General features: G+C 72.6%; 23 protein-coding genes. 13 read left to right on the forward strand and 10 right to left on the reverse strand.

The features are described 5' to 3' along the window. The first annotated feature begins 77 nt into the window (after window positions 1-77). Together B7R87_RS00575 and B7R87_RS00580 are read left to right on the forward strand one after the other, a co-directional pair. Entirely contained in the window at window positions 78-449 is a 372-nt protein-coding gene (locus B7R87_RS00575; protein ID WP_006351086.1) for a hypothetical protein, read from the forward strand. Between the two features lie 114 nt (window positions 450-563). Further along, window positions 564-1,139 carry an AMIN-like domain-containing (lipo)protein gene (locus B7R87_RS00580; RefSeq protein WP_040917198.1) on the forward strand — a complete coding sequence of 192 codons (576 nt, stop codon included), beginning with the start codon at window positions 564-566 and terminating at the stop codon, window positions 1,137-1,139. A gap of 58 nt (window positions 1,140-1,197) precedes the next feature. Here B7R87_RS00580 and B7R87_RS00585 read toward each other — a convergent pair whose 3' ends face one another. Then, window positions 1,198-1,782 carry a tellurite resistance TerB family protein gene (locus tag B7R87_RS00585; RefSeq protein WP_040917195.1) on the reverse strand — a complete coding sequence of 195 codons (585 nt, stop codon included), beginning with the start codon at window positions 1,780-1,782 and terminating at the stop codon, window positions 1,198-1,200. Between the two features lie 227 nt (window positions 1,783-2,009). Here B7R87_RS00585 and B7R87_RS00590 point away from each other — a divergent pair, with 227 nt between their 5' ends. Then, entirely contained in the window at window positions 2,010-3,038 is a 1,029-nt protein-coding gene (locus tag B7R87_RS00590) for a nuclear transport factor 2 family protein (RefSeq protein WP_006351083.1), read from the forward strand. Between the two features lie 156 nt (window positions 3,039-3,194). Next, complete coding sequence (locus B7R87_RS00595) at window positions 3,195-3,752, forward strand: hypothetical protein (protein WP_006351082.1); 558 nt, start codon at window positions 3,195-3,197, stop codon at window positions 3,750-3,752. Window positions 3,753-3,838: 86 nt separating this feature from the next. On the opposite strand, the gene B7R87_RS00600 is transcribed toward B7R87_RS00595, so the two are convergent. From B7R87_RS00600 to B7R87_RS00615, 4 genes are all read right to left on the reverse strand, one after another. Next, complete coding sequence (locus tag B7R87_RS00600; RefSeq protein ID WP_006351081.1) at window positions 3,839-5,170, reverse strand: MFS transporter; 1,332 nt, start codon at window positions 5,168-5,170, stop codon at window positions 3,839-3,841. A gap of 239 nt (window positions 5,171-5,409) precedes the next feature. Further along, a complete protein-coding gene (locus tag B7R87_RS00605) occupies window positions 5,410-6,870 on the reverse strand; it encodes a SulP family inorganic anion transporter (protein WP_040917193.1) in 1,461 nt (486 codons plus the stop codon). A 223-nt stretch (window positions 6,871-7,093) separates the two neighbouring features. Further along, entirely contained in the window at window positions 7,094-7,468 is a 375-nt protein-coding gene (locus B7R87_RS00610) for a hypothetical protein (RefSeq protein WP_153227296.1), read from the reverse strand. Between the two features lie 550 nt (window positions 7,469-8,018). Continuing rightward, the gene (locus B7R87_RS00615; protein WP_006351078.1) at window positions 8,019-8,456 is read right to left on the reverse strand and encodes a VOC family protein; all 438 of its coding nucleotides are present in this window, start codon (window positions 8,454-8,456) and stop codon (window positions 8,019-8,021) included. A gap of 123 nt (window positions 8,457-8,579) precedes the next feature. Between B7R87_RS00615 and B7R87_RS00620 the strand changes: the two genes are divergently transcribed. From B7R87_RS00620 to B7R87_RS00640, 5 genes are all read left to right on the forward strand, one after another. Then, on the forward strand, window positions 8,580-9,161 hold the full coding sequence (locus tag B7R87_RS00620; RefSeq protein WP_006351077.1) for a TetR/AcrR family transcriptional regulator: 582 nt from the start codon (window positions 8,580-8,582) through the stop codon (window positions 9,159-9,161). A 202-nt stretch (window positions 9,162-9,363) separates the two neighbouring features. Continuing rightward, complete coding sequence (locus B7R87_RS00625) at window positions 9,364-10,068, forward strand: nitroreductase family protein (RefSeq protein WP_006351076.1); 705 nt, start codon at window positions 9,364-9,366, stop codon at window positions 10,066-10,068. 108 nt (window positions 10,069-10,176) lie between these two features. Continuing rightward, window positions 10,177-11,349, forward strand: coding sequence for an isoaspartyl peptidase/L-asparaginase family protein (locus tag B7R87_RS00630; protein WP_006351075.1), 1,173 nt, complete (start codon window positions 10,177-10,179; stop codon window positions 11,347-11,349). 410 nt (window positions 11,350-11,759) lie between these two features. Further along, a complete protein-coding gene (locus B7R87_RS00635; protein WP_006351074.1) occupies window positions 11,760-12,641 on the forward strand; it encodes a universal stress protein in 882 nt (293 codons plus the stop codon). Between the two features lie 236 nt (window positions 12,642-12,877). Beyond that, complete coding sequence (locus tag B7R87_RS00640; RefSeq protein WP_078902491.1) at window positions 12,878-14,308, forward strand: M6 family metalloprotease domain-containing protein; 1,431 nt, start codon at window positions 12,878-12,880, stop codon at window positions 14,306-14,308. 37 nt (window positions 14,309-14,345) lie between these two features. On the opposite strand, the gene B7R87_RS00645 is transcribed toward B7R87_RS00640, so the two are convergent. Then, window positions 14,346-14,732, reverse strand: a complete 387-nt coding sequence (locus tag B7R87_RS00645) for a BlaI/MecI/CopY family transcriptional regulator (protein WP_100249308.1) — start codon at window positions 14,730-14,732, stop codon at window positions 14,346-14,348. Between the two features lie 76 nt (window positions 14,733-14,808). Beyond that, window positions 14,809-16,239 carry a cytochrome P450 gene (locus B7R87_RS00650; protein ID WP_045853212.1) on the reverse strand — a complete coding sequence of 477 codons (1,431 nt, stop codon included), beginning with the start codon at window positions 16,237-16,239 and terminating at the stop codon, window positions 14,809-14,811. A gap of 431 nt (window positions 16,240-16,670) precedes the next feature. Between B7R87_RS00650 and B7R87_RS00655 the strand changes: the two genes are divergently transcribed. Continuing rightward, a complete protein-coding gene (locus B7R87_RS00655) occupies window positions 16,671-18,032 on the forward strand; it encodes a cytochrome P450 (RefSeq protein WP_100249307.1) in 1,362 nt (453 codons plus the stop codon). Window positions 18,033-18,128: 96 nt separating this feature from the next. Here the strand turns inward: B7R87_RS00655 and B7R87_RS00660 are convergent, their stop codons facing one another. Genes B7R87_RS00660 through B7R87_RS00670 form a run of 3 tightly spaced genes read right to left on the reverse strand, consistent with a single transcriptional unit; the run spans window position 18,129 to window position 20,505 of the window. Further along, window positions 18,129-18,434 carry a hypothetical protein gene (locus tag B7R87_RS00660; RefSeq protein ID WP_130585446.1) on the reverse strand — a complete coding sequence of 102 codons (306 nt, stop codon included), beginning with the start codon at window positions 18,432-18,434 and terminating at the stop codon, window positions 18,129-18,131. Continuing rightward, entirely contained in the window at window positions 18,431-19,003 is a 573-nt protein-coding gene (locus B7R87_RS00665) for an RNA polymerase sigma factor (protein ID WP_006351069.1), read from the reverse strand. Before B7R87_RS00665 ends, B7R87_RS00660 begins: the two co-directional genes overlap by 4 nt. After that, window positions 19,000-20,505: a sodium:solute symporter family protein gene (locus tag B7R87_RS00670; RefSeq protein ID WP_006351068.1), complete on the reverse strand. Its 1,506-nt coding sequence runs from the start codon at window positions 20,503-20,505 to the stop codon at window positions 19,000-19,002. The genes B7R87_RS00665 and B7R87_RS00670 overlap by 4 nt, the downstream gene beginning before the upstream one ends. 215 nt (window positions 20,506-20,720) lie before the next feature. On the opposite strand from B7R87_RS00670, the gene B7R87_RS00675 reads away from it, so the two are divergent. The 3 genes from B7R87_RS00675 (at window position 20,721) to B7R87_RS00685 (ending at window position 23,429) form a co-directional block, all read left to right on the forward strand. Further along, a complete protein-coding gene (locus B7R87_RS00675; protein WP_006351067.1) occupies window positions 20,721-20,972 on the forward strand; it encodes a DUF3311 domain-containing protein in 252 nt (83 codons plus the stop codon). A gap of 187 nt (window positions 20,973-21,159) precedes the next feature. Continuing rightward, the gene (locus tag B7R87_RS00680; RefSeq protein WP_078902489.1) at window positions 21,160-23,235 is read left to right on the forward strand and encodes a carbon starvation CstA family protein; all 2,076 of its coding nucleotides are present in this window, start codon (window positions 21,160-21,162) and stop codon (window positions 23,233-23,235) included. After that, complete coding sequence (locus B7R87_RS00685; protein WP_006351065.1) at window positions 23,232-23,429, forward strand: YbdD/YjiX family protein; 198 nt, start codon at window positions 23,232-23,234, stop codon at window positions 23,427-23,429. Before B7R87_RS00680 ends, B7R87_RS00685 begins: the two co-directional genes overlap by 4 nt. Window positions 23,430-23,462 lie beyond the last annotated feature (33 nt).

The following is a 23,462-nucleotide window of genomic DNA, read 5'->3' on the forward strand; positions in this document are numbered from 1 at the left end:
GGAGACCGTTTGCGGCGGTCCAGAACCGGGCGGGCCTCTGCCGTCGTCCCTGCGGGAAACGGGATGGAGCTGCAGAAATGCGGGAGGGGCGCATGGTGCCGGTGGACCGGGAGGGAAGTGCGGTGGCGCCGCGCGCGGCGGCATCGGCGGACCGTGCCCGTCCGGTGGCACGCACCGCGGTGGGGGGACTGCTCGCCGCGGGAAATCTGCTGACCGGGTGGCTGCTGGTGACGTCCTTTCTGGTACGTCCGCCGGGCGGGGCCTGGGATCGGGCGAGCATCACCGCGGCCGGGGTGCCGGCGATGTCCGCGCATATCGGGTCGTGGCTCACCGAGTGGGCCACCTTCCATCTTGTGCGGTGGCGTCTGGTGCCGCCGTGGTGGTACGCCGTCCCGATCGCCGTCGGCACCGTGTCACTGGTGTGGCTGTTCGTCCTGACGGAGAAGTGACATGGGCCGTCCACCGGTTCCGTACCGCACCGTCCCGCTTCCGCGGTCCGTCCGGACCGTGTGTCCGCCGATGGGTCCGTCGACCGTCGGCAACACCTCGCTGGAGGGCATGTCATGAGAACTGTGGGAAAGGCCGCCACCGCCCTGGCGCTGGCCGGGGTCGTCCTCGTGGGCTCGGCCGGGGCCGCTTGGGCCTCGTGCGGCCAGGTGGACCACCCCGTCGCAACGGCCGTCTGCGCCACTCCGTGGGGCAGCGGCACCGAGGCATCGGCTGAATCCGTCACCGAACCGCTGAAGAACATCCGCACCGGCCGGCACGACTGCTACGACCGCATCGTCTTCGACATCACGGGCGCCACCACGGAGACCGGCTACCGGGTCGGCTATGTGAGCGCCTTCTACCAGGACGGCACCGGGCGGCGGATTCCCGTCACCGGCGGTGCCGTCCTGCAGATCCACGTCAACGCTCCCAGCTACAACCCCTCCACCGGCACGGTGGTCTATCCGGGCCGCCCGGGGCAGCCGCTGCCGGGAGTGGACATCGCCGGATACAGCACCTTCAAGGACACCAAGTACGGTTCGAGTTACGAAGGGCGGACCCAGGTGGCGGTGGGCGTGCGCGCGGAGCTGCCGTTCCGGGTGCTCCAGTACGGTGACCGGGTCGTCGTGGACGTCGCCCACACCTGGTGATGCGGGCACCCCGCCGACGCCGCGGCCGGACCGCGGACCGCGGCGCCCCGGCGGGGTGTCAGATGCCGAACTCCGCGGAGGAGAGACCGAGGGTGGTGCAGGCCTCCCGCAGGATCTGCTCCTCGGCGGGCGAGATGTAGCCGTCGGCGCCCGCCACGACGATGCCGGTCTGAATGACGGCCCTGGCCTCGGCCGGCTTCTTCGCCGCCTTGGCAACTTCCTGGAAGGCCTCGGCACGGCCCCGGATCGGGTTGGAGATCAGCTGGTCGACGTGCTTGTTGAACCGGGTGCGGAGCTGGTCGGCCGGGAAGTTCTGCAGGACGTCGTTGGAGAGGATCAGCGATTCGACGTGCTGCCGCTCGGCGTGGTCGACATGGCCGTCGGCGGCAGCGACCAGGGCACATACGGCCATGCTGGCATCGCGGTAGGCGCCGCTCTTCAGCTCGGTCTTGAGGGAGGTGAGCTGGGTCTTCAGCAGACCCACCAGCTGAGCCTTGGAGCCGCCCGCGCCGCCCTGGCCGCTCGCGCCGCTTCCGGTTCCACCGGCCGGGCCGTGGTGACTCCGGGCCCCGGAGCCGCCCGATCCCTGGTTCTGCTGCTGGAGGGCCTTGGCCTGGTCCTTGATCCGGTCCCACATCGCCACTGAATGCCACCTCGGTCTTGACTGTCGTACATCTGTCGGTGACGCGTCAGGAACGCGTCACCCGGGAAACGTACGCGGCCGCCGCTGAGTTCCACCCGGCCGGGATTGCTTACCCGGGAGGTAATCGCGCGGCCGGAACGGCGTGGACAGACTGTGATCACCGCCGGGACGACACCTACCGGCGACCGTCGCATCGCCCGTACACCCTCGACAGACCGGGAGCACCCATGTCACGCCTTCTCTGCCGCATCCGTTCCACCGCCGTCCTGGCCGCCGCGGCGGCCCTCCTCCCCCTCGGCTCGGGTACGGCCGCGGCCGGCACGGCCCCGGCGCCCGTGTCCTCCGACTACTGCAAGACCGTGGTCGCCGGGCAGTCCTCGCTGCCCGCCGACGCGGCCGCGTTCATGAAGGCCTACTGCGAGTGGGGCGCGGACCCCGACGTCCCCCGGTACATGAACCTCTTCACCGACACCGGCACGCTGATGGACTCGGGGCTGCCCGCCCCGATCGGCCGGTTGGCCATCGAGGCCCAGATGGGAAGCCTTCTCGGCGCGGTGGACTACCACTTCCAGCCGGTCTCCGCGGTGTCGTCGGCCGACGGGCGGGTCGTCTTCGTGAAAGCGCGGAACTTCGGGACCGTGGGGCCCGAGTCGGGGCCGCCCGGTCCGGCGTTCGACTACATCACCACGCACCGGCTGGTGCTGGACGGGACGAAGGTGGAGCAGGGGCGCCGGTTCTGGGACCAGACCGAACTGTTCCGGTCGCTCAACCCCGCCCTGCCGAACCTGTTCGCCTCGCTTCCGGCGGTCCGTCCGGCCGAACCGCGCACCCGGGACCGGCTCACCGCCTGGAACACGCGTGACTCCGCCGCGCTGGTGGAAGGGGTGGACGACGCCGTCAGGCTGACCGGGCCCGGGCTCGGCCCGCAGGGGCTGACGGGGAAGCGGCAGATGCGGGCGTATCTGGAGCGGTTCTTCACCCGGGTGCACGAGCTGCGGCTGGAGCCGGGGAAGACCGTGCGCCGGGGCCCGGTGACCTACCGGGAGTGGGTGGGCCACGCCGAACTGTCGAAGGAGGGCGGCGTCAAGCGGACGATCACGTACGGAATCACCGAGCGGTTCACCCGTGATGCCCGCGGCGACGTCGCCTGGGACCTCGCGTTCGAGACGCTGGACCTGGTGGCCGACGAGTGCGAGATCGGCAATCTGCGGCGGCTGCTCTTCCCCCAGCTTCCGGAGTGCCCCTCAGGCGCCTGACGGCCGAGGGGACCACAGCCCGGGGTACTCAGGCGCGGCTGAGTAGAGGTACCCAAGCGGCCGCGGGGGCCCGTCTTCTACGCTGCGCCGCATGAACGAGATGCGACGGTGGTACGGGCCCGCGGTGCCGGGTGCCCTGTCCGGCGGGGGCGGCGGATGCTGACCCGGGCCCGGATCGTGTGGGCGGTGGTCGCCCTGGTGGTCGTCGGCGCGGGCTTCCTGGGCGTGCGGCTGTGGAACGGGGAACCGTACCCCTCCTCGGATCCGGACCTGGTCGCGGCCGAGCTGGAGGATCGGGCCCGCATGTTGTACGCGGACGCGGGGCTCTCCGGGCAACCGCGGGCGGACCGGGTACAGAAGGACGAATGCTCCTACCGGGGACTGCGCGGTATCGCCCATCTCGACGACAGCGGCCGGCCGGACGTCTGGCAACTCCGGCTGGAATGGTCCGTGCCCGGACTCGACACCGGCGCCGCCCGCGCGGCGCAGGACCGGATCCGGGAGCGGCTGGAGCGGCAGAGCTGGACGGCCAAGGGCGGGATCTTCGGCGATATGGGGTTCCGCCTCCGGGATCCCGCATCGGACCAGCAGGTGGACGTCATGTGGTACCGGTCGACGGGGAACATGCTGGTACGAGTCTCCGCACCGTGCGGGAAGGTGCCCCGGCACTACGTGGACGCCGACTGGAAGCGCTCCGGGTGGAACCCGGTCTGAGGACACCCGCCCCGGGCAACGGGGAGCCGTGCTCCGGCCGGGGCCGGGCTCCCGACCGGGTCGGCTCCCCGTGCCGTTGAGCCGGATCAAGCCGGGGTGCGCCGGTCTCCCGGGCGGTCCCCGGCACCCGGCTGGCCGGGTACGGCGGGCACGGTACCGGCCGCGGGGAGTGCGGCCGGGCGCGTTTCGGGAAGGGCCGCGAAACAGCAGAGGCTGAGCAGCGCGATCCCGGTGAGCCAGGCGGCGACGCCCCACGGCGGGCCCCCGTCCTCGGTGAGTGCCGTCGTCACGAGCGGAGTGAGGGCCCCGCCGAGCACCCCGGCCAGGTTGTAGCCGACGGCTGCGCCCGTGCAGCGCACCCGTGGTTCGTACAGCTCGGGCAGGTAGGCGGCCGTGACGGCGAACACCGAGACGAAGGCCAGCAGGGCGACGACGAAGGCGAGGAAGACCAGGGCGGTTTCGCCGGTGCCCACCAGGGCCGCGAACGGGAACATCCAGAGCACGGAGAGGACGCTGCCCAGCAGGCACATGGGGCGGCGGCCGACCCGGTCGGCGAGGACGGCGACGAAGGGCGTCACCGTGCCCATGACGGCGACGGCCCCCATGACCAGCGCCAGCATCACCGTACGGCTGATGCCCGCCTCCTCCGTTCCGTAGGCGAGACCCCAGGTGGTGACGGTGTAGAAGACGGCGTAGCCGCAGGACAGGGCGCCGGCGGTCAGCAGCAGGGTGCGCCAGTGGCGGCGTACGACCTCCACCGCCGGGGCGTCCGCCTGTCCCCCGGTGCGGCTGAGTTCGTGGAAGTCGGGGGTTTCGGCGAGGGAGGCGCGGAGCAGGAGTCCGCCCGCGGCGAGGATTCCGGCCGCCCAGAAGGGCACCCGCCAGCCCCAGGCGAGGAACTGGGCGTCGGTGAGGGTCGTGGAGAGCGTCAGGGTCAGACCGTTGGCGAGCAGGAAGCCGAGCGGGGGCCCCATCTGGGGAAAGGCGCCCCACAGGGCGCGCCGGTCGGCGGGGGCGTGTTCGGCGGTCAGCAGGACGGCGCCGCCCCATTCGCCGCCGAGTCCGATGCCTTGGACGAAGCGGAGGGCGACCAGGAGCACGGGGGCGGTGGCGCCGATGGAGTCGTACGTGGGCAGGCAGCCGACGAGGACGGTGGCGACCCCGGTGGTGAGGAGGGAGATGAAGAGGACGGGGCGGCGTCCGATGCGGTCGCCGATATGGCCGAAGAGCAGGGAGCCGAGGGGCCGGGCGATGAATCCGGCGCCGAAGGTGGCAAAGGCGGCGAGGCTCCCGGCGAGCGGGGAGAAGGAGGGGAAGAAGAGCGGGCCGAGAACGAGCGCGGCGGCTGTTCCGTAGACGAAGAAGTCGTAGAACTCGATGGCGGTGCCGGCGAGGGTCGCGAAGGCGAGCCGCAGCATGGAGGGGGCTCCGTCGCGGGCGGTCCCGGCTGACGGAGGACGACGGGTGCGCATGCCGGGCCAACGCCGGGCGGCGGGTGCCGGTTACGCGGTGCGCTGGAGTGGCGGGGGTACGGCGCGGGGCGTGCCGTACCGCGCGGGGAGCGGGTGGCGCGCGGGAGTGCGCGGGGCAGCGCCGCGCGGGCATCGGGGGCCGGGTCCCGGTACGGCGCGACGGGCGCGCGCCGTACCGGTGGTGGTCAGGTCGAGAGGGCCTTCGTATGGCCGGTGACGGTGCCGCGGTGCCGCTCGGACCAGGTGTCGAGGGCGGTGCGGCAGGCGTGGTCGAGGTGGTGGACCTCGGTGAGGTCCAAGGCGACGGGACGGTCGGGCGGCAGCGCTTCGAGGCTGTCGAGGAGGTTCGGCAGACGCAGGAAGGTGGCGTTGCCGATGAGGCGGACCCGGATCGGTCCTGTGCCGTGGTCGACGACGTCGAGCCGCAGGTGGGAGGCCTCCCACGCCGTCTTGGCCACGGCCAGGGCGAGTCCCGCGACGACGCCCTCGAACATGCCGATGGTGACGATCGCGAGGGCGGTGACGCCGAGGACGAACGCCTCGCCGCGCTGGCGGCGCCAGAGGCGGGCGAGTTCCGCGGCGGGCACGAGCTTGAATCCGGCGTGGACCAGGACGGCGGCCAGGGCGGGGACGGGGATATAGGCGAGAGCGGAGGGGAAAAGGGCGGCGAAGAGGAGCAGCCAGATGCCGTGCAGCACCCGGGATGCCTTGGTCCGGGCTCCGGCCTGGACATTGGCGGCGCTGCGCACGATGACGGCCGTCATGGGGAGGGCGCCGAGCGCGCCGCAGACTGCGTTGCCGGTGCCCTGGGCGACGAGTTCCTTGTCGTAGTCGGTGCGCGGTCCGTCGTGGAGCCGGTCGACGGCCGCCGCGCCGAAGAGGGATTCGGCGGAGGCGATCAGGGTGAAGGCGAGGACGGTGCCGATGGCGGCGAGGGAGGCGAGTTCGCCGAAGGCCTCGGCGGACGGGGGCCGGACGGAGTCCAGGAGTCCGCGGACCTCGACGGTGGCGACGGGCAGATTCGTGAGCAGGACGGTGAGGGTCGCCAGACCGACGGCGGCGAGGGGGGCGGGAACGGCCCGGACCCGGCCGGGCAGCCTGCGCCAGAGGACGAGGACGGCGACGGTCCCGGCGCCGAGGGCGAGCGACAGCAGTGCTTCGGTGTTTCCGGCGGCGCGCAGCAGGGCCCCCGGCAGTCCGGCGATCTTGTCGAGGCCGGCGGCGGGTGCGTCGAGGCCCGCCATGGCGTAGAGCTGTCCGGCGATGAGGACGAGTCCGATGCCGGCGAGCATGCCTTCGACGACGGAGACCGACACGGCGCGGAAGCAGCGGCCGAGGCGCAGCAGGCCGAGGAGGATCTGGAGGGCTCCGGCGGTGAGGACGATCGCGCCGAGGACGGAGAGTCCGAAGGTGGTGACGGCTTCGAGGACGAGGACGGTCAGTCCGGCGGCCGGTCCGGAGACCTGGAGGCTGCTGCCGCGCATCATGCCGGTGACGAGTCCGCCGACGATGCCGGTGACCAGGCCGAGTTCGGCGGGGACGCCGGATGCGACGGCCACGCCCACGCACAGGGGCAGGGCGACGAGGAAGACGACGAGGGAGGCGGCGAAGTCCCGCCGCAGGTCGGGGAAGGACGTCCTGGCCATGGTGGCGTTCACCGGACCGTGCGGGCACGGGGGCCCGTGTGGTGCGCCCGGACGGTGCGGGTGTGCACCTCGGGGGGCGTGGGGTGGGGGGCGGGGCGCCCGGGAGTGCGTCCGGGGGCGCGGGGGGTGGCGATGAGGGTGGGCATGTGCGGTGAATCCTCCTGGCGCGCTGTGGGGGGCGCGTCGGGCTGACGAAACAGAGCGTGGGGGCGGAACTCTGCTCTCAGCAGCGGAAGACCTGGAGTGCGGCCGGGGTTCTCGGCTGCTGCCCTGGGGGTCCGGCCGGCCGGTCCGAAGGCGGTGGGACTCCGGTCGCCCGGGCGGCGGGGGCGCGGACCGGTCGGGGCTCGGTCTCGCCGGGGCGGTACCGGTCCCGGGTGTCCCGGGGGCCGCCCGGGTCGGGGGTGGGTTCACCGGTCCGGCCGCGGGGTTCCGGGCCGGGCTCCGTGGCGGAGGTGGTGGTTCCGGAGCTGAGCGTGTGCGGGGTCGCAGAGGCCGCCGGGAAGCCGAGGGCAGGCAGGGCGAGCAGTACGGCCGCGAGCAGCGGTATCAGGGTCCGTGGTGTTCCGTGCGGCACGGCGGCGTCTCCCTCCGGCACTCGTTGGGGTTTCCCTACGCACACGTCAAAGGTTGACCAACTAGGTCAACGAAAGGTCAAGGAACACGTTAACGCCTGCTGATCATTCATGGGACGCGCAACGGCTCCGGTCGGGGCACCGCCCGCCGCACGGCACCCCTCCGGACCGGGGGCCGGCCGGAGCGCGGCGGCGCGCGGAGGGGCGCGGGGCTCCCCCGGAAGGGTCTGCCGGGTCCCGGTGCGTACGCTCGTCCGGGTACGTCCGGACGGGTCGGCGGCTTGTGTGCGCGGGCCCGCCGGCCTCCACGGCGGGCGGGCCCGCGGCGGACGGCGGTGGTCCGTCCGGCGGCGGTGGCCGGAACGGCCGAGGCAGCGGCCCGCGGGGCTGCCAGGCCGGTACGCAGGGGTTCCCGAGGCGCCCCGCCGTCCGGCGGGCGAGGGGGCGGCGGTGGGAGACGGCCGCCGTCCGCGCCGCACCGCGGCAACCGCGCGGCTGCCCGTACGGCTGGAAGGGTGACGGCGCGGCCGGGGTGCGGCGCCCTGGCCTTCGGCGTGCGGCGCGCTCGTTGTGCTATTGGGGTACGTGCCCCTCCGCGTACTGCTCCGCATAGGCGCCCGTCGGGGGAACGACCGTGATGATGTCGATGAGCACCCCGTCGGGGCCCTCGACGATGAAGTGGCGCTGTCCGAACTCCTCGGTGCGCAGGGTGAGCAGTTCGGTCAGTCCGGCCTCGTCGACGAGCCGCCGGTGTTCGGCGTCGACGTCCTCGACCTCGAAGTTCAGCAGCAGACCGCCGGTGAGCGGAGTGCGGTGGCCTTCGGGGACGGTGGGGTGCGCCGGGTCGAGCAGGGCGAGTTCGTAGTGGGGCGCGTCGGGGCGGCGGAGGCTGACGTACCAGTCGGCTTCGAAGGTGACCTCGAATCCGAGCCGGGCGGTGTAGAAGTCGCGGGCCGCGGCGATGTCGCGGGTGCCGATCACCGGGTAGAAGCCGCTGAGCTTGCCGGTCATGACGGTGGGCCTTTCGACGGAGGGTCCTGTGGAGCGGAACCGGGTTTCACATACCCCGGGTATGCGAATCGAACGTTAACATACCCTGGGTATGCGAAATGGGAAGGGCGGTCGGAGAGAGCGATGACGAGCCGGGCGGAACAGCGGGCGGCGACCCGGCGGGCACTGCTCGCCGAAGGGCGGCGGCGGTTCGCCGCCGACGGGTACCACGACGTGGTGCTCGCGGAGGTGGCCGAGGCGGTGGGCGTGACCAAGGGGGCCGCGTACCACCACTTCGCCAGCAAGGCAGGGCTGTTCCGGGCCGTGGTGGCCGAGGTGCAGCAGGAGCTGGGCGAGAGGGTGGCGGCGGCGGCCGATGCGCACACCGGCCCCTGGGAGCAACTGCGCGCGGGCTGCCGCGCCTTCCTCGCGGCCGGTACGGACCCCGCGGTGCGCCGGATCGTGCTGCTGGACGCTCCGACCGTGCTCGGCTGGGACGAATGGCGGGACATGGACGACGATTCGTCGGCCCGGCATCTCGCCGAGGCCCTGGAGTCCGTGGTCGCGGCGGGGATCGTGGCGGAGCAGCCCGTGGAACCGCTGGCCCGGCTGCTGTCGGGCGCGATGAACGAGGCGGCGGTCTGGCTGGCGCGCTCGGACGACCCCGGCACGCTCGCCGCGACCGAGGCGGCACTGGACCGGCTGCTGGCCGGACTTCGCCTCTGACCCCCGGCCGCAGGTGCGTCCATCGGATGCCCGCCCGGCGTCCGCTGAGCGGTTATCCGTGTCCGCCCTCTCCCCGGGAGCGCGGAGAGCGGGCAGACTCGGCGCCATGTCTGCGTCTGCCGCGCCCTCCGCGCCCTCAGCCTCCCCCGAGCCGTCCGAGCCGTCCGAGCCGTCCGAGCCGTCGGCGCCGTCGGCTCCGCCGGTGTCCGGTGAACCCGCCCGGCGCTGGATACCCACCCACGGCGACCCCTACCGGCCGGCCCCCTACCGGCCCGAGCGGATCCCGGCCGCCGAGTCCCTGGCGCGGGCGGCGCAGTTGCAGGCCCGGATGGAGGAGCGGCGGACGGTACGGCAGTTCGCCCCCGATCCCGTACCACTGGACGCCGTCCGGTCCGCCGTCGCCTGCGCCGCGACCGCGCCGTCCGGTGCCCATCAGCAGCCGTGGACCTTCGTCCTGGTGCAGGATCCGGAGATCCGGCGGCGGATCCGGGAGGCGGCCGAGGAGGAGGAACGGGTCTCCTACGACGGCCGGCTCGGCGAGGAGTGGCTGGCCGCACTGCGCCCCCTGGGTACGGACGAGGTCAAGACCCATCTCACCGACGCGCCCGCCCTGATCGTCGTCTTCCAGCAGCGCTACTGGCTGGGCGATGACGGCACCAAGCGCAAGCACTACTACGTCGACGAGTCCGTCGGGATCGCGGTCGGCATGCTGCTGACCGCCCTTCACCTCTCCGGTCTGGCCGCGCTGGTGCACACGCCGAGCCCGATGCGCTTCCTCTCCGAGGTACTGGACCGGCCCGCCAACGAGAAGGCCTTCGCGGTGGTGCCCGTGGGCTATCCGGCTCCGGACTGCGAGGTCCCCGATCTGGTCCGCAAGACGCTGGACCAGGTGATGGTCGAGATCTGACGGCCTTCTGGCATTGGGCATGGACACGTCAGTAGAGTCCCGGCGAGTCCACTGAGCCGGTGCGCACACCGGAGAAGCGGGATGCGCACCCCGTGCCTAGGAGCGCCCATGTCCCGCAGAGCCCCCCTCGCCTGGCTGCCGCCCGCGCTGCTCACCGTCGCGACGATCCTCGTGATCGCCGCCGTACCGCAGTCGCGGCCGGTGGACGATCCGGACGGTACTGACCCTTCCGTCCGGGCGGTACGGGCCGAACAGGCCCGGCCCGACACCGGTCCGCCCGCGGCCCTGCCGGGCGGGAGGGCCCGGCCCGACGCCCGCGACGTGGTGCTCGCCGTGCACGGCGGGGCGGGTGCCGCGCTGAACCGGGAGACCACGTCACCGCAGCGGGAGAAGGCGTACCGCGACGGGCTCGCGACCGCCCTGCGGGCCGGACAGCGGGTGCTGGACCGGGGCGGGTCGAGCGTGGACGCCGTGGAGGCGGCGGTGAAGCGACTGGAGGACGATCCGCTGTTCAACGCGGGCAAGGGGGCGGTGTTCAACGCGGACGCCGAGCACGAGCTGGACGCCTCCGTCATGCGCGGCTCCGACCTCGCGGCGGGTGCCGTGGCGGGAGTGCGCAGCCTGCGCAATCCCGTGGAGGGGGCGCGGCTGGTGATGGAGAAGTCGAAGCACGTGCTCATCGCGGGCGAAGGAGCGGACGACTTCGGGGCGCGCGGCGGACTGGCCACGGTCACCCAGGACTACTACTGGACCCAGGCCCGGTGGGACGCGCTGATGCGGGCGAAGGAGGCCGAGCGCGGTTCGAAGTCGGCGGCCCGTTCCCCCGAGGCGCTCGCCGATCTGCAGTCGCAGGGCACCGTCGGCGCGGTCGCCGTCGACGGCCGGGGCGATGTCGCCGCCGCGACGTCGACGGGCGGAATGACCAATAAACTGCCGGGCCGGATCGGGGACTCGCCGCTGATCGGAGCGGGCACGTACGCGAAGAACTCCACGCTCGCCGTGAGCGCCACCGGGGCGGGCGAGTTCTTCATCCGTGGCGCGGCGAGCTCGACGATCTCCGATCTGATGGAGTTCAAGGGGCTGGGGGTGGCTCCGGCCGCGTACGACGTGGTCGTCGAACGCCTGCCCCGGCTCGGCGGTCAGGGCGGGGTGATCGCGCTGACCCGGGAGGGGGTGTTCGACGCGCCCCACAGCAGCCCGGGGATGCTCCACGGCTATCTCACCGAGGACGGTGACGTGGTGACGAAGATGTTCCCGGACGAGTCGCCCGCGAACACCTGAGCCGGTGAGGGTACGGGGCGGGACAGCGGTCCGGCCGGCCCGGCTGCGGGCCGGCGGGCTCCCCCCGGTCGCCGCCGTCGCCTTCGGCATCGCCGCCGCGATCCGGCGCCGGATACTCCTGCTCTTCCTGCTCGTCCTCGTGTGCGCCGGCCGGCCCCCGGGCTTCGGCCTGATACCGGGTGGTTTCCCATCCGGAAACACCGGGCCGGACCCGTCCGGTTTCCTAGCCCAGAGCCGGGAAAGTCCCTCGCCGTCCGGAAAATCCCGCTCACCCTCCGCCATCAGGGCTGTTCGTCCCGCCGGTCATGGACGTTCGGCCCGTGCGGGGTGCGGCTCGCGGGTCGAGACTGGAGACGGCGGTTCGGGCAGATCCGCCGGTTCTGCGCACACGGAAGAACGGAAGTGCTGTGATGAACGGTCCGGTCGTGGTCGGGGTGGACGGCTCGACGTCGGCGCTCGCCGCCGTGGAGATCGCGGCCCGGGAGGCAAGGCTGCGCGGGGTGGGACTCCAGGTCGTGCACGCCTTCATCTGGCCTTCCCTGCACGTCTCCCTCGGCCCCTCCCCCGTCGGCCCGGCCGACGGCGGACTGCGCAACGCCGCCGACAAACTGCTCTCCGAGGCCGTCGCACGGGCCCGCGAGACCGAGCCCGGTGTCGAGGTCACGGAGCATCTGGTGACCGGTGAACCGCTGACGGTGCTGGAGGCCCGGTCCCGCGAGGCGTCGCTGGTGGTCGTCGGCAGCCGGGGCATGGGCGGGTTCATCGGACTGCTGGTCGGGTCGACCGCGGTCCATCTGGCCGCGCACGGCCGGTGCCCGGTGCTGGTGGTCCGCGGGGACGCCGGGGCGACCGGGTCCGTCGTGGTCGCCGTCGACGGTTCGCCGCAGGGTGACGCGGCGGTCGGGTTCGCGTTCGCCGAGGCATCGGCACGCGGAGTGGACCTGGTGGCCGTGCACGCGTGGAACACCTGGACCGAGCGCGGCGACGACGACCCGGGCCACCCGCAGAACCTGGTCGACGGCATCGACCGGATGCGGTCGGCGGAGGAGCGGCTGCTGGCAGAGGCGCTCTCGGGCTGGCAGGACCGCTATCCCGATGTGACCGTGCACCGCCGGCTGGTGGAGAACCGGATCCGGCAGGCGCTGATCGAAGCGACCGAGCAGGCCCAGTTGATCGTCGTGGGGGCGCGCGGCCGCGGCGGCTTCACCGGGCTGCTGCTGGGGTCGGTCAGCCAGGCGCTGCTGCACCACGGGCACTGCCCGGTGGCGGTGGTCCGCGGCGACGTTTCCTGAAGCGACGCCGGTACGGCCTCCGGGACCCGTCGGTTCCTGAGGCCGTACCGGCACGTCCGGGCACCGGTGCCGGACACTCCGGCCGAACGCATCGACTCGCACGCGCCACGGTCTCTACGATGCATTTCGGTCGGGTCGTCGCGTTCGCGCCGCTCCCACGCCGTTCCGCTCCTTCTCGTTCGCCGTCACACCACCGGCCGGCCCGGTTCGCCGCCCGGTGTCTCCCGGGGGTTCGCATGTCCCAGCACATCCGTCCGTACGACCAGCAGCATCCGCACGGAGACCGTCCGCACGACCACCCGCCCGCCCGCGGGGGTTACGCCGCCTGGTCAGAATTCTGCGCCGTACCGCCGAGCCCGCAGGTGCGGGAGCGGCTCGCCGCCGACGGTACGGGCGGGCTTCTGCCGCGCACGGCGGCGGGAGCCCGGGCCGGGTTCGACGACGGGACGATCATGCCGCCGGAGGCCTATCCGCCGGGCACCCCCGCCGTCACGGTGATGTCCGCGGCGGCCGAACGCCCCCCGCTGCGGGGCGCGGTGCGGGTCGCGGTCGCCCTCGCCGACTTCACCGACCGCCCGATGACCGCGGGCAAACAGCACTTCGAGGACCTGTTCTTCTCACTGGGGAAACTGCCGCACGGCAGTGTCCGCGAGTACTTCCGTGAGGTCACGGGCGGTCTCGTCGATATCGTCGGTGAGGTCGTCGGACCGCTGCGGCTGCCGCAGACGATGGCCTGGTACGCGGGTGGCAACTCGGGCGTCGGCAATCCGGAAGGGGAGCCCCGGGCACGGGTGATGGCCGAGGACACGGCCCGCGCCGCCGACCCGCTGATGGACTTCGGCCCGTACGACAACGACGGCAACGGCTTCGTGGACGCGTTCATCGTGGTGCATGCGGGTACCGGGGGCGAGACCAGTGGCAGCACCGGTGACCTCTGGTCCCACAAGTGGCTGCTCCCGTCCGCGTACGACGCCGACGGTACGAAGATCTACGCCTATCTGACGATCCCCGAGGATGCCCGGATCGGGGTCGCGGCACACGAGATCGGACATCTCGTCTTCGGATTCCCCGATCTCTACGACATCGACGGATCGTCGGAGGGAGTCGGTGACTGGTGTCTGATGGCCGGGGGCGCCTGGGGCGGCGGCGGTGACGTCCCGGTCCATCCGTCGGCCTGGTGCAAGCTGCGGCAGGGCTGGGCCGAGGCGGCGCTGGTCGACTCCGACGGGCCCGTCGCCTTCGAGGACGTGAAGTCCGCCCGTACGGTGCACCGGCTCTGGACCGGCGGGGCGGTCGGGGACGAGTACTTCCTGGTGGAGAACCGGCAACCCAGCGGCTACGACGCCTCGTTGCCCGCGGGCGGACTGCTGGTGTGGCATATCGACGAGAGCCGCAAGGACAACGCCGACGACGGCCGGTACCGGGTCGCGCTGGTCCAGGCCGACGCGCTGGGCGATCTGGAGGGCGCACGGAACCGCGGCGACGCCGGTGACCCCTTCCCCGGCAGTTCGGGCAATACGGCGCTCACCGCGGAAAGCAAGCCGGGATCGCTGACGAACGCGGGCGGCGACAGCGGGGTCGCCCTGACCGGGATCTCGGCGCCGGGGCCGGTGATGACGGCGACGGTGACCGTGACGGCCCCGGTGCCGGCACCCGCCGCCGGCTGACGGATACGGGTCTCTCGCGGGGCAGCCCCGGGCCGGTTCAGGTGGGCGCCTGGGGCGGTCCGCCCCGGGCGTCCAGGATGCGTAACGCCTCGTCGAGCGCGGCACGTTGCTCCGTTGACATCGTGCCGACGAACGCCACCAGGGCGCGGGTCGGGCAGTCGCCGTGCGACCAGGCCTCGTTCATCAGGGCCGCGGCGTACTCGGCCCGGGTGGCGACCGCGGTGTAGCGGTAGGCCCGGCCGTCGAGTTCACGGCGGAGCAGTCCCTTGCGGTGCACCTTGTCCATGACGGTCATCACGGTCGTGTAGGCGATGGTCCGTTCCCGCCGCAGTTCGAGCAGCACCTCGCGGACCGTGACCGGCCGGTCCAGCCGCCACACCCGGGTCATCACCGCGTCTTCCAGCTCTCCCAGTTGTCCCTTCACGGAAACCACACTAGGGAGCGGGGGGACGGTGCCCAACCGGTTCGCGGGTATCGCCCTGGCCGTCGACCGGGAACGGTCACCTCCCGAGCAGCCTCCGCCACCACGGCCTCCGGGGCGCGGGGGCCGGGTGCGGTGTCGGGTCGGTGTCGGGCGCGGCGGCGGCGGGGAGGGGCTGGGCGGCGGGCGGGGTCGAGATGTCGAGCGGAGGCAGCACCGGCGCCTCGTCCTTCGGCCGGTCCTTCGGGAAGGTCACCGGCAGGGCGTCCAGCCGGGACGACATCCAGGTGGTGGTCGTGGTCAGTTCCGCGTCGGAGACGGCGAGGGTGACCTCCGGCAGCCTGGCCAGCAGGGCGTCGATACCGGTGTCGGCGATCGCCCGGCCGATGTCGATACCGGGGCACTCGTGCGGCCCGCTGCCGAAGGAGAGGTGCGAGCGGTTCCCGTACATCGACGTCTTGAGGTCGGGGCGGATCTCCGGGTCCACGTTGCCCGCGGCGATGCCGAGCATCACCATGTCGCCGGCCCTGATCTCCTGGCCGCCGAGGACGGTGTCACCGAGGGCCCAGCGGGTGGGGACGACGGCGAGCGGCGGCTGGTCCCACAGCACTTGGTCCAGGGCGTCGGGGAGGGTCATCTGGCCGCCGGAGAGGTTGCCCCGGAAGCGGGGGGCCGTGAGCACCATCCGCAGGGTGTTCGCGACCAGGTTGGAGGTGGTCACATGGCTGACGGTCAGCGCGTGCCGCAGGTGTTCTGCGACCTCGTCGTCGCTCAGCTCCGCCTCGTGGGCGAGCAGCCAGCCGATGAGGTCCTGATCGGGGCTGCTGCGGCGGTTCGCGACGGTCTCCCGCATCACCGACATCACGTACTCGTTGCTCTGCAGCGCCGTCGCACTGCCGGAGACCATGTCGCGTACGGCATCACCGAGCGGAATGCCGTGTTCCTCGGGGATTCCGCAGAGCCGGGCCATCACCAGGATGGGCAGCCGGTCCGCGAACTCGGTGACCAGATCCGCCTCTCCACGGGCGACGAAGGAGTCGATGAGCTGGTTGGTGTAGCGGACGACGTGGCGGCGGATGCCGTGCCGGTTGAACCGGCCCAGGGCATCGGTGATGGCGCCCCGGAGCCGGGCGTGTTCCTCGCCGTCGACGAAGACCAGCAGCGGCTGCCAGGCGGTGACGGGCAGCAGCGGGGAGTCCGCGGCGATCCGTCCGTCCCGGAAGGCGTTCCAGTTCCGGGAGTCGGCGGTGAACAGCGAAGGGGTGCGCATCACTTCGAGGTTCTCCCGGTGGCCGAGGACCAGCCAGGCGGGTACGTCGCCCGGCAGCAGCACCCGGGCGACCGGCCCGTTCTCCCGGCGCAGCCGCTCGTACAGCTCGTACGGGGAGCCCTCGGCCTCCCGGCCGTACACCCGCCTGACTCCGGCCTGCCCGAGGTCGTGCGCGGGGCACCCCTGGGGCGGTACGGCCGCGGGCCGGGTGCCGAGGGATTCAGAGTGCGGGGTGGTCACGGTGCCTCCGGGGTACGCGGGGGTACGGAAAGGGCACGGCAGGCCGGTGCCGTGGCGGGAAGGGAGCGTGGCGCGGACGGCGATCACCCCGTCCCCGGGGGATCGTGCGCAGCCCGCAGCATAGCCGCCACTCCGCGTGGTGAAGGGGTGAATCCGCAGGAACGTCCATTCATCCGCACGGGAGACGGACCTCCCGTGCCGGTGGTCCGGAACAGAGGGACCGGAAGGCGTACAACGGCTCGAAGGAAGCGGCACACGGCACCACCCCTCGAACGCACGTACAAACGCGGCAAAATCCTGGCCATGGTTGCCCGCAGGCCCCCTCGCGCCGCCGCCTTTCCGGTGGTGTCATCTCCACGGCACCGCGAGCGGGCCCGGACAGCCGGGCCCGGGTGGCGCGGTGCATGCCGTCGATCTCTGGGGGATGCGCCATGGCCGTGACATCAGCGAGGGCCGGTACGGAGTCGGTGCCCCGGGCGCCCGGGGCGCTGCCGCTGGTGGGGCACGCTTTCAGGCTCTGGCGGGACCCGCTCGGGTTCCTGGGCTCGCTGTACCGGTACGGGGACCTCGTCCGGCTGGACCTGGGAACGCTGCCGGTGTACGCCGTCACCTCGTCCGAACTGGTCCACCAGGTCCTGACGGTGAAGGGGAGGAGCTTCGAGAAGGGCCGGTTCTACGAGCGGCTGCGGCCACTGGCCGGCAACGGGCTGGCGACCGCCGACGGGGAGTACCACCGCAGGCACCGCAGGCTGATGCAGCCGATGTTCTCCCGGCAGCGCATCGCGGGCTACTCGGAGGTCATGAGCAGCAAGGCGCTGGAGCTGGCCGGGCAGTGGCGCCCCGGGATGCGGGTGGACGTCGAGCGGGCGATGAGCACCTATGCGGTGGAGACGCTCGCGGCGACGATGTTCTCCACCGACTTCGGACGGCCCGCGGTCGCCGCGGTCCGCGACAACCTTCCGGTGCTGCTCAACCATCTGCTGGTGAGGGCGGCTTCGCCGCGGCTGCTGGACCGGCTGCCGATCCGCGCCAACCGGGATTTCGACGCGGCCGCCGCCCGGCTCCGCGCGGTCATCGACGAGACGATCCTCGCCGCCCGCGCGGGGGCGCCTACGGACCGGGACGATCTCCTGACGCTGCTGCTGACCGCGCAGGAGGCGGAGAGCGGCGAGCGCCTCGACGATACGGAGGTCAGGGACGAGCTGAGCACGATCCTCTTCGCCGGGGTGGAGACGACCACAGCGGCGCTGACATGGACCCTGACGGAGCTGGCACGGCATCCGGAGGCCGAGGCGGCGGTGGCGGCCGAGGTCCGGGCCGTGGTCGGTGGCCGGCCGGTGACCGTGGAGGACGTGCCCAAGCTGCCCGCGCTGCGGCGGGCCCTGGACGAGGCGATGCGGCTGCACGGCGTCACCCTGCTGATGCGCCGGGCCGTCGAGCCGGTGGAACTGGCGGGCCGGCTGCTGCCGCCGGGGACGGAGCTGGCGTTCAGTCTGTACGCGATCCACCGGGACGGCCGGGTGTACGAGAACCCCGATGCCTACGACCCGGACCGCTGGCTGCCGGAGCGTCAGGAGGCGTCCGGGACGGGACGCACGGCGTACCTGCCCTTCGGCGCGGGTGCCCGTAAGTGCATCGGGGACCAGTTCACCTATACCGAGGCGACGATCGCCCTGGCGACGATCCTCGACCGGTGGAAGCTGGAACCTGCTCCGGGGGCCGAGCCCCGGCAGTTGCCCTCCACGATTCCGCGAGCGCAGGGCTCCGTGCTGGTCGTCCGCCCGCGGGAGTGACCGCGCTCCGCCCAGGACGGCCGGTGGGTCGGGTCCCGTCCGGCGGTTGCCTTGGGGCAAGGGCTCGCGGGCTCCGCCGCCGGGTGCCCGGGCCGGTCAGCCTCCCGGGGAGCCGGCGGGTGCGGTCGGGGCCGGCGGGCCGTGGTGGAAGCCGGTGCCGGAGGGGGCCGAGTTGAGGACCCTGACTCCGGCGAGGACGGCAAGGGCGAAGACCACGGCCGTCAGCAGGGCGAGCGCCAGGCGTCGGCGGCGCTCGCGGCGCCGCCAGCCGGCGCTGGCGGCGCGGTAGGCACCGGGGGCCGGCCGGACCTGGTCGGCCACGGCGGCCAGGGCCTCCTGCAGCCGGGTCTCGGTTTCGGGGACGCCAGGTCCGTTCGGGGAGCCGGTGGGGCGAGCGTTCATCGGCGGTTCTCCATGACCTGGGTCAGTGCGGCGATACCGCGCGCGGTGTGGGTCTTCACCGAACCGGCCGAGATCCCCATGGCCTCGGCTATCTCGGCCTCCTTCAGCCCCAGCCAGTGCCGGAGGACGAGGGCCTCCCGCTGGCGGGGCGGCAGTTGCCGCAGCGCACCGATCAGTGCCTGCTGGTCGTCGCGGAGGAGGGCCGTGTGTTCGGCGGAGGCGACGGATTCGGGGATCCGGTCCGCGCCGGGGGCCTGGACATGGCGGCGGACGACCTGGAGATGACGTATCCGCATCCTGGTCAGATTGCAGACCACGGACCGCAGATACGCCTCCGCGCTCTCCGTCCGCCGCAGTTTTCGCCATTTGCGGTACAGCTCGTAGTACGCCTCGGCGACGATGTTCTCCGGGTCGTCGGCGCCCAGGAGCGTGGCGAGGCGGAGCATGGACGTGTAGTGCGCCTCGAAGAGCCGGGCGAGGGCGGTCTCGCGTTCGGTGTCCGCGCCGCCGCCTCCGGGCGGCGGGGGCGGCGCGGTCAGGGTGCGCGGGGGGCGTGGGGCGCGTCTCATGGTGTGCCCCTTCCGGCGGTACGGGCCGCAGCCGGGTCCCCGGGGTCCCGGCGCCGTCCGGAGAGCGCGGTGCCCGCCCCGGCGACGGCGAGATTGAGCAGGAGCGCCGCCAGTCCCGCGTACACCGGGAGGGACGAACCGCCGGGGCCGAGGGGGACCACGGAGGAGAAGCCCTCCCGGACGACCGCGGCGGTGCCGAAGACCATCCCGGCGGCCCAGCCCGCCAGCAGCGCGCCCGGGCGGAGCCCGCGGACGTAGAGGCCGAGGGCGACGGCGGGGAGTATCTGGAGGATCCACACGCCCCCGAGCAGCTGGAGCTGGACGGCGGCCTGGTCCCGCAGCCCGAACACGAAGGCGACGGCTCCGGCCTTGGCCGTGAGGGAGACCGCCCGGGCGATGCGCACCTGGCGTTTGGGGGTGGCCGTGGGCTGGAGCAGGGGGACGTACACATTGCGGACGAACAGCGTGGCGGCGGCGACGGACATCACGGCCGCGGGCACCAGGGCGCCGACGGTGATCGCGCCGAGGACGAGTCCGGCGAGCGGGGCCGGCATCAGCTCGGTGACGAGCAGCGGGACCGCGGACTCCGCGCCGCCGGGCGGGGTGCGCACTCCGGCGGCGACGGCCGCGATGCCCAGCAGGCCGAAGAGGGCGAGGACGGCGGTCCAGACGGGCAGGGCGACCGTGGCCTTGCGCAGGGCGCGGGGGCCGGAGGCGGCGAAGCCGACGGTGAGGACGTGCGGGTACATCAGCAGGGCGAGCGCCGAACCGAGCGCGAGGGTCGCGAACGCCGGCTGCTGACCGTCCGTCAGCAGCAGGGAGGGTCCGCCGTCGCGGGCGGCCGCGCCGAACACCCCGCCCGGTCCGCCGAAGCGGTCCAGGACAAGCCAGACCAGGGCGGCGACGGAACCGAGGACGGCGACGCCCTTGAAGCCGGAGATGACGGCCGGGGCGCGCAGCCCGTGCCGGTAGGTGGCGACGGCGAGTCCGGCGAAGAGGGCGACCATCATCAGATCGGCCGTGGCCGGGGCGGGCCCGGCGGCGTCGAGCACGGCGCGGATCCCGAGCAGCTGGAGCGCCAGATAGGGCATGGTGGCGAGGATGCCGGTGAGGGCGACGGCCAGTTCGAGCCGCGGGGAACCGTATCGGGCACGGACGAGGTCCGCGACGGTGACACAGCCGTGTTGCCGGGCCGCCGACCAGAGTCTGGGCAGCAGGACGAAGGCCAGAGGGCAGACGATGACCGTGTAGGGGACGGCGAAGAAGGCCAGGGCGCCGTTGCCGTAGGCCAGTCCGGGGACCGCGGTGAAGGTGTAGGCGGTGAAGACCGTGCCGCCGAGCAGCAGCCAGGTCCAGCCGGGGCCGAGCCGCCGGTCGGCGAGGGCCCAGCCGTCGAGGGACGGCAGGGTGTCGGTGGTACGGAACCGGCGGGCCGCGGCAGCCAGCAGGGACGCGGCGCCGATGACGGCGAGGAACGCCGTGGTGACGACGGATCCGCTCACCGGTCACCCCCATTGCTGTCTGCCCGGACCTGTCGGGGCCTCGGCTCGCTGCCCCGTCCCGCAGCCGGTCCGATCCGGCGGCCGTCCCCTGTCAACCAAACCGCGGTGACCGGCAACTCTTGCACAGTCCGGCCGGAACACCGAGCGGACCTGTGGACAACTGGCGCCGGAGCCCCGGCGGAAAACCGCAGAAACTACAGAAAGCTGAGGTCCGAGTGGTGGTAAGCGAGCAGCGGGCGGAGCGGGACGAGGGCCGTCCGGTGTCCCGGCTCCGGCGGGCTTCGGCCGCCGTCGCTCTGCTGGCCCCCGTCGTGGCACTGCTCTGGGTGCCCTCGTACGCGACGGGCGGACCCCACCTCGCGGGCATCCCGTTCTTCTACTGGTACCAGCTGGCCTGGGTGCCCGGCTGCTGCCTCGGGCTGCTGGCCGCGTATCTGCTCACCCGTCCGCGGCGGCCGGAGACCTGAGCGGACCGGCCGGGGGCGCCTGTCCCCGCGTCACCGCTCCCCCGCTACCCGTTCCTTCGCGCCGCAGTCCCCCTGTTTTCCTGCCGTCCCCATTTCCCCATTTCCCCATTCCCCGTCCCCGTCCTGTCGAGGAGCCCCTGTGTTGCCGTCTCCCTCGCCCCTGTCCCGGGCGAATCCCGTGAAGATCATGATCTGGGCGGCGGTCGCCGTCGTCGGCGCGATCTGCTGGGGCGTGCTGGCGCTCTCGCGCGGTGAGGAGATCTCCGCCGTCTGGCTGGTGGCCGCCGCGCTCGGTTCGTACGCCATCGCCTACCGCTTCTATTCGCGCTTCGTCGTCACCCGGGTGCTGAAGCCGGACGACACCCGCGCCACTCCCGCCGAGCGGCTGGAGGACGGGGTCGACTACCAGCCCACCGACAAACGGGTGCTGCTCGGCCATCACTTCGCCGCCATCGCCGGTGCGGGCCCGCTCGTGGGTCCCGTGCTGGCCGTGCAGATGGGATATCTGCCGGGCACCATCTGGATCGTGTTCGGTGTGATCTTCGCCGGGGCGGTGCAGGACATGGTGGTGCTGTTCCTGTCGATGCGGCGGGACGGCAAGAGCCTCGGGCAGATGGCCCGTGAGGAGATCGGGCGGGTCGGCGGTACCGCGGCGCTGATCGCCGTCTTCGCCATCATGATCATCCTGCTGGCCGTGCTGGCGCTGGTCGTGGTCAATGCGCTGGCGCATTCGCCCTGGGGCACCTTCTCGGTGGCGATGACCATCCCCATCGCGCTGTTCATGGGCTTCTATCTGCACATCATGCGGCCCGGCCGGGTGCTGGAGACCAGTCTGATCGGTGTGGCGCTGCTCCTGCTGGCGATCGTGGGAGGCGGCTGGATCCAGGAGTCGTCGCTCGCCGACACCTTCACCCTCAGCCCGACGACGCTGGTGTTCTGTCTGGTCGGGTACGGGTTCGTGGCCTCGGTGCTGCCGGTGTGGATGCTGCTGGCGCCCCGGGACTACCTCTCCACCTTTATGAAGATCGGTACGATCGCGCTGCTCGCGCTCGGGGTGGTGTTCGCGGCGCCGAAGCTCCAGGCCGACGCCGTCACTGACTTCGCGTCCTCGGGGGACGGTCCGGTCTTCGCGGGTTCGCTCTTCCCGTTCCTGTTCATCACGATCGCCTGCGGTGCGCTGTCCGGCTTCCACTCCCTGGTCTCCTCCGGCACCACGCCGAAACTGATCGCCAAGGAGTCCCAGGTCCGGATGATCGGCTACGGGGCGATGCTGATGGAGTCGTTCGTCGCCGTGATGGCGCTGATCGCCGCCGCGGTGCTCGACCCGGGCCTCTACTACGCCATGAACGCCCCGGCCGGACTGCTGGGCAACACCGTCGAATCGGCTTCCACGGCGGTGGCGAATCTGGGCTTCACCATCACACCCGACGAACTGGCCGCGGCGGCGAAAGCGGTGGAGGAGTCCACCCTGGTCGCCCGGACCGGTGGCGCGCCGACCCTGGCCGTCGGGATGGCGCAGATCTTCTCCGATGTCATCGGCGGCGAGGGCATGAAGGCGTTCTGGTACCACTTCGCCATCATGTTCGAGGCGCTGTTCATTCTGACGACCGTCGACGCGGGGACCCGGGTGGGCCGTTTCATGCTCCAGGACATGCTGGGCAATGTGTGGAAGCCGATGGGCCGGGTCAACTGGAAGCCCGGGATCTGGTTGGCGAGTGCGCTGGTCGTCGGCGGCTGGGGGTACTTCCTGTACGCGGGTGCCACCGATCCGCTCGGCGGGATCAACCAGCTCTTCCCGCTCTTCGGCATCGCCAACCAGCTGCTGGCGGCCGTGGCGCTGACCGTGGCGACGACACTGCTGGTGAAGTCGGGGCGGTTCCGCTGGGCGTGGGTGACCGGTGTGCCGCTCGCGTTCACCGTGGCGGTGACGTTCACCGCGAGCTGGCAGAAGGTGTTCTCGCCCGACCCCCGGGTCGGCTTCTTCGCCCAGCGGGACCGGTTCGCCGACGCCGCCGACGCGGGGAAGGTGCTGGCGCCCGCCAAGAACGCCGACGATATGGACACCATCGTGCTGAACTCCACCGTGGACGGGGTGCTGATCATCCTCTTCGTGCTGCTGGTGACGGTGGTCGTCGTCAATGCGGCCGTGGTGTGCGTCCGCGCCCTGCGCTCCCCCACCCTGCCGCCGACGACCGAGACCCCGTATGTGGCGTCGGCTCTGGAGGTCCCGGCGCCGGAGGCGAAGGCCGGGGTGCGCGAATGACCGCCGGTGCGGTGGGGAGCGGGCTGCGTGCCGTGTACCGGTATCTGCGCGAGGTGAGCGGGGACACGGCGTACGACCGCTACTGCGAGCACCGGCGCCGGGCCCGGCCCGGCGAGCCGGTGCCGACCCGGCGGGAGTTCCAGCGGCAGCGGGCCCGGAGGCTGGAGGAGTCGCCGCAGTCACGCTGCTGCTGACGGGACGGGACGGCGGGCCGGGGGATCTCCCGG

Origin of the sequence: Streptomyces tsukubensis, from assembly GCF_003932715.1 — a bacterium.
Classification (GTDB): Bacteria; Actinomycetota; Actinomycetes; order Streptomycetales; family Streptomycetaceae; genus Streptomyces; species Streptomyces tsukubensis.

What these genes read in the sequence shown, in the direction of transcription:
- B7R87_RS00595 (WP_006351082.1), top strand. Translation starts at nt 3,195, where the DNA reads ATGCTGACCCGGGCCCGGATCGTGTGGGCGGTGGTCGCCCTGGTGGTC.
- B7R87_RS00575 (WP_006351086.1), top strand. Translation starts at nt 78, where the DNA reads ATGCGGGAGGGGCGCATGGTGCCGGTGGACCGGGAGGGAAGTGCGGTG.
- B7R87_RS00680 (WP_078902489.1), top strand. Translation starts at nt 21,160, where the DNA reads ATGATCTGGGCGGCGGTCGCCGTCGTCGGCGCGATCTGCTGGGGCGTG.
- B7R87_RS00600 (WP_006351081.1), bottom strand. Translation starts at nt 5,170, where the DNA reads ATGCTGCGGCTCGCCTTCGCGACCCTCGCCGGCACCGCCATCGAGTTC.
- B7R87_RS00640 (WP_078902491.1), top strand. Translation starts at nt 12,878, where the DNA reads ATGTCCCAGCACATCCGTCCGTACGACCAGCAGCATCCGCACGGAGAC.
- B7R87_RS00590 (WP_006351083.1), top strand. Translation starts at nt 2,010, where the DNA reads ATGTCACGCCTTCTCTGCCGCATCCGTTCCACCGCCGTCCTGGCCGCC.
- B7R87_RS00685 (WP_006351065.1), top strand. Translation starts at nt 23,232, where the DNA reads ATGACCGCCGGTGCGGTGGGGAGCGGGCTGCGTGCCGTGTACCGGTAT.
- B7R87_RS00660 (WP_130585446.1), bottom strand. Translation starts at nt 18,434, where the DNA reads ATGAACGCTCGCCCCACCGGCTCCCCGAACGGACCTGGCGTCCCCGAA.
- B7R87_RS00620 (WP_006351077.1), top strand. Translation starts at nt 8,580, where the DNA reads ATGACGAGCCGGGCGGAACAGCGGGCGGCGACCCGGCGGGCACTGCTC.
- B7R87_RS00665 (WP_006351069.1), bottom strand. Translation starts at nt 19,003, where the DNA reads ATGAGACGCGCCCCACGCCCCCCGCGCACCCTGACCGCGCCGCCCCCG.
- B7R87_RS00605 (WP_040917193.1), bottom strand. Translation starts at nt 6,870, where the DNA reads ATGGCCAGGACGTCCTTCCCCGACCTGCGGCGGGACTTCGCCGCCTCC.
- B7R87_RS00635 (WP_006351074.1), top strand. Translation starts at nt 11,760, where the DNA reads ATGAACGGTCCGGTCGTGGTCGGGGTGGACGGCTCGACGTCGGCGCTC.
- B7R87_RS00615 (WP_006351078.1), bottom strand. Translation starts at nt 8,456, where the DNA reads ATGACCGGCAAGCTCAGCGGCTTCTACCCGGTGATCGGCACCCGCGAC.
- B7R87_RS00655 (WP_100249307.1), top strand. Translation starts at nt 16,671, where the DNA reads ATGGCCGTGACATCAGCGAGGGCCGGTACGGAGTCGGTGCCCCGGGCG.
- B7R87_RS00630 (WP_006351075.1), top strand. Translation starts at nt 10,177, where the DNA reads ATGTCCCGCAGAGCCCCCCTCGCCTGGCTGCCGCCCGCGCTGCTCACC.
- B7R87_RS00580 (WP_040917198.1), top strand. Translation starts at nt 564, where the DNA reads ATGAGAACTGTGGGAAAGGCCGCCACCGCCCTGGCGCTGGCCGGGGTC.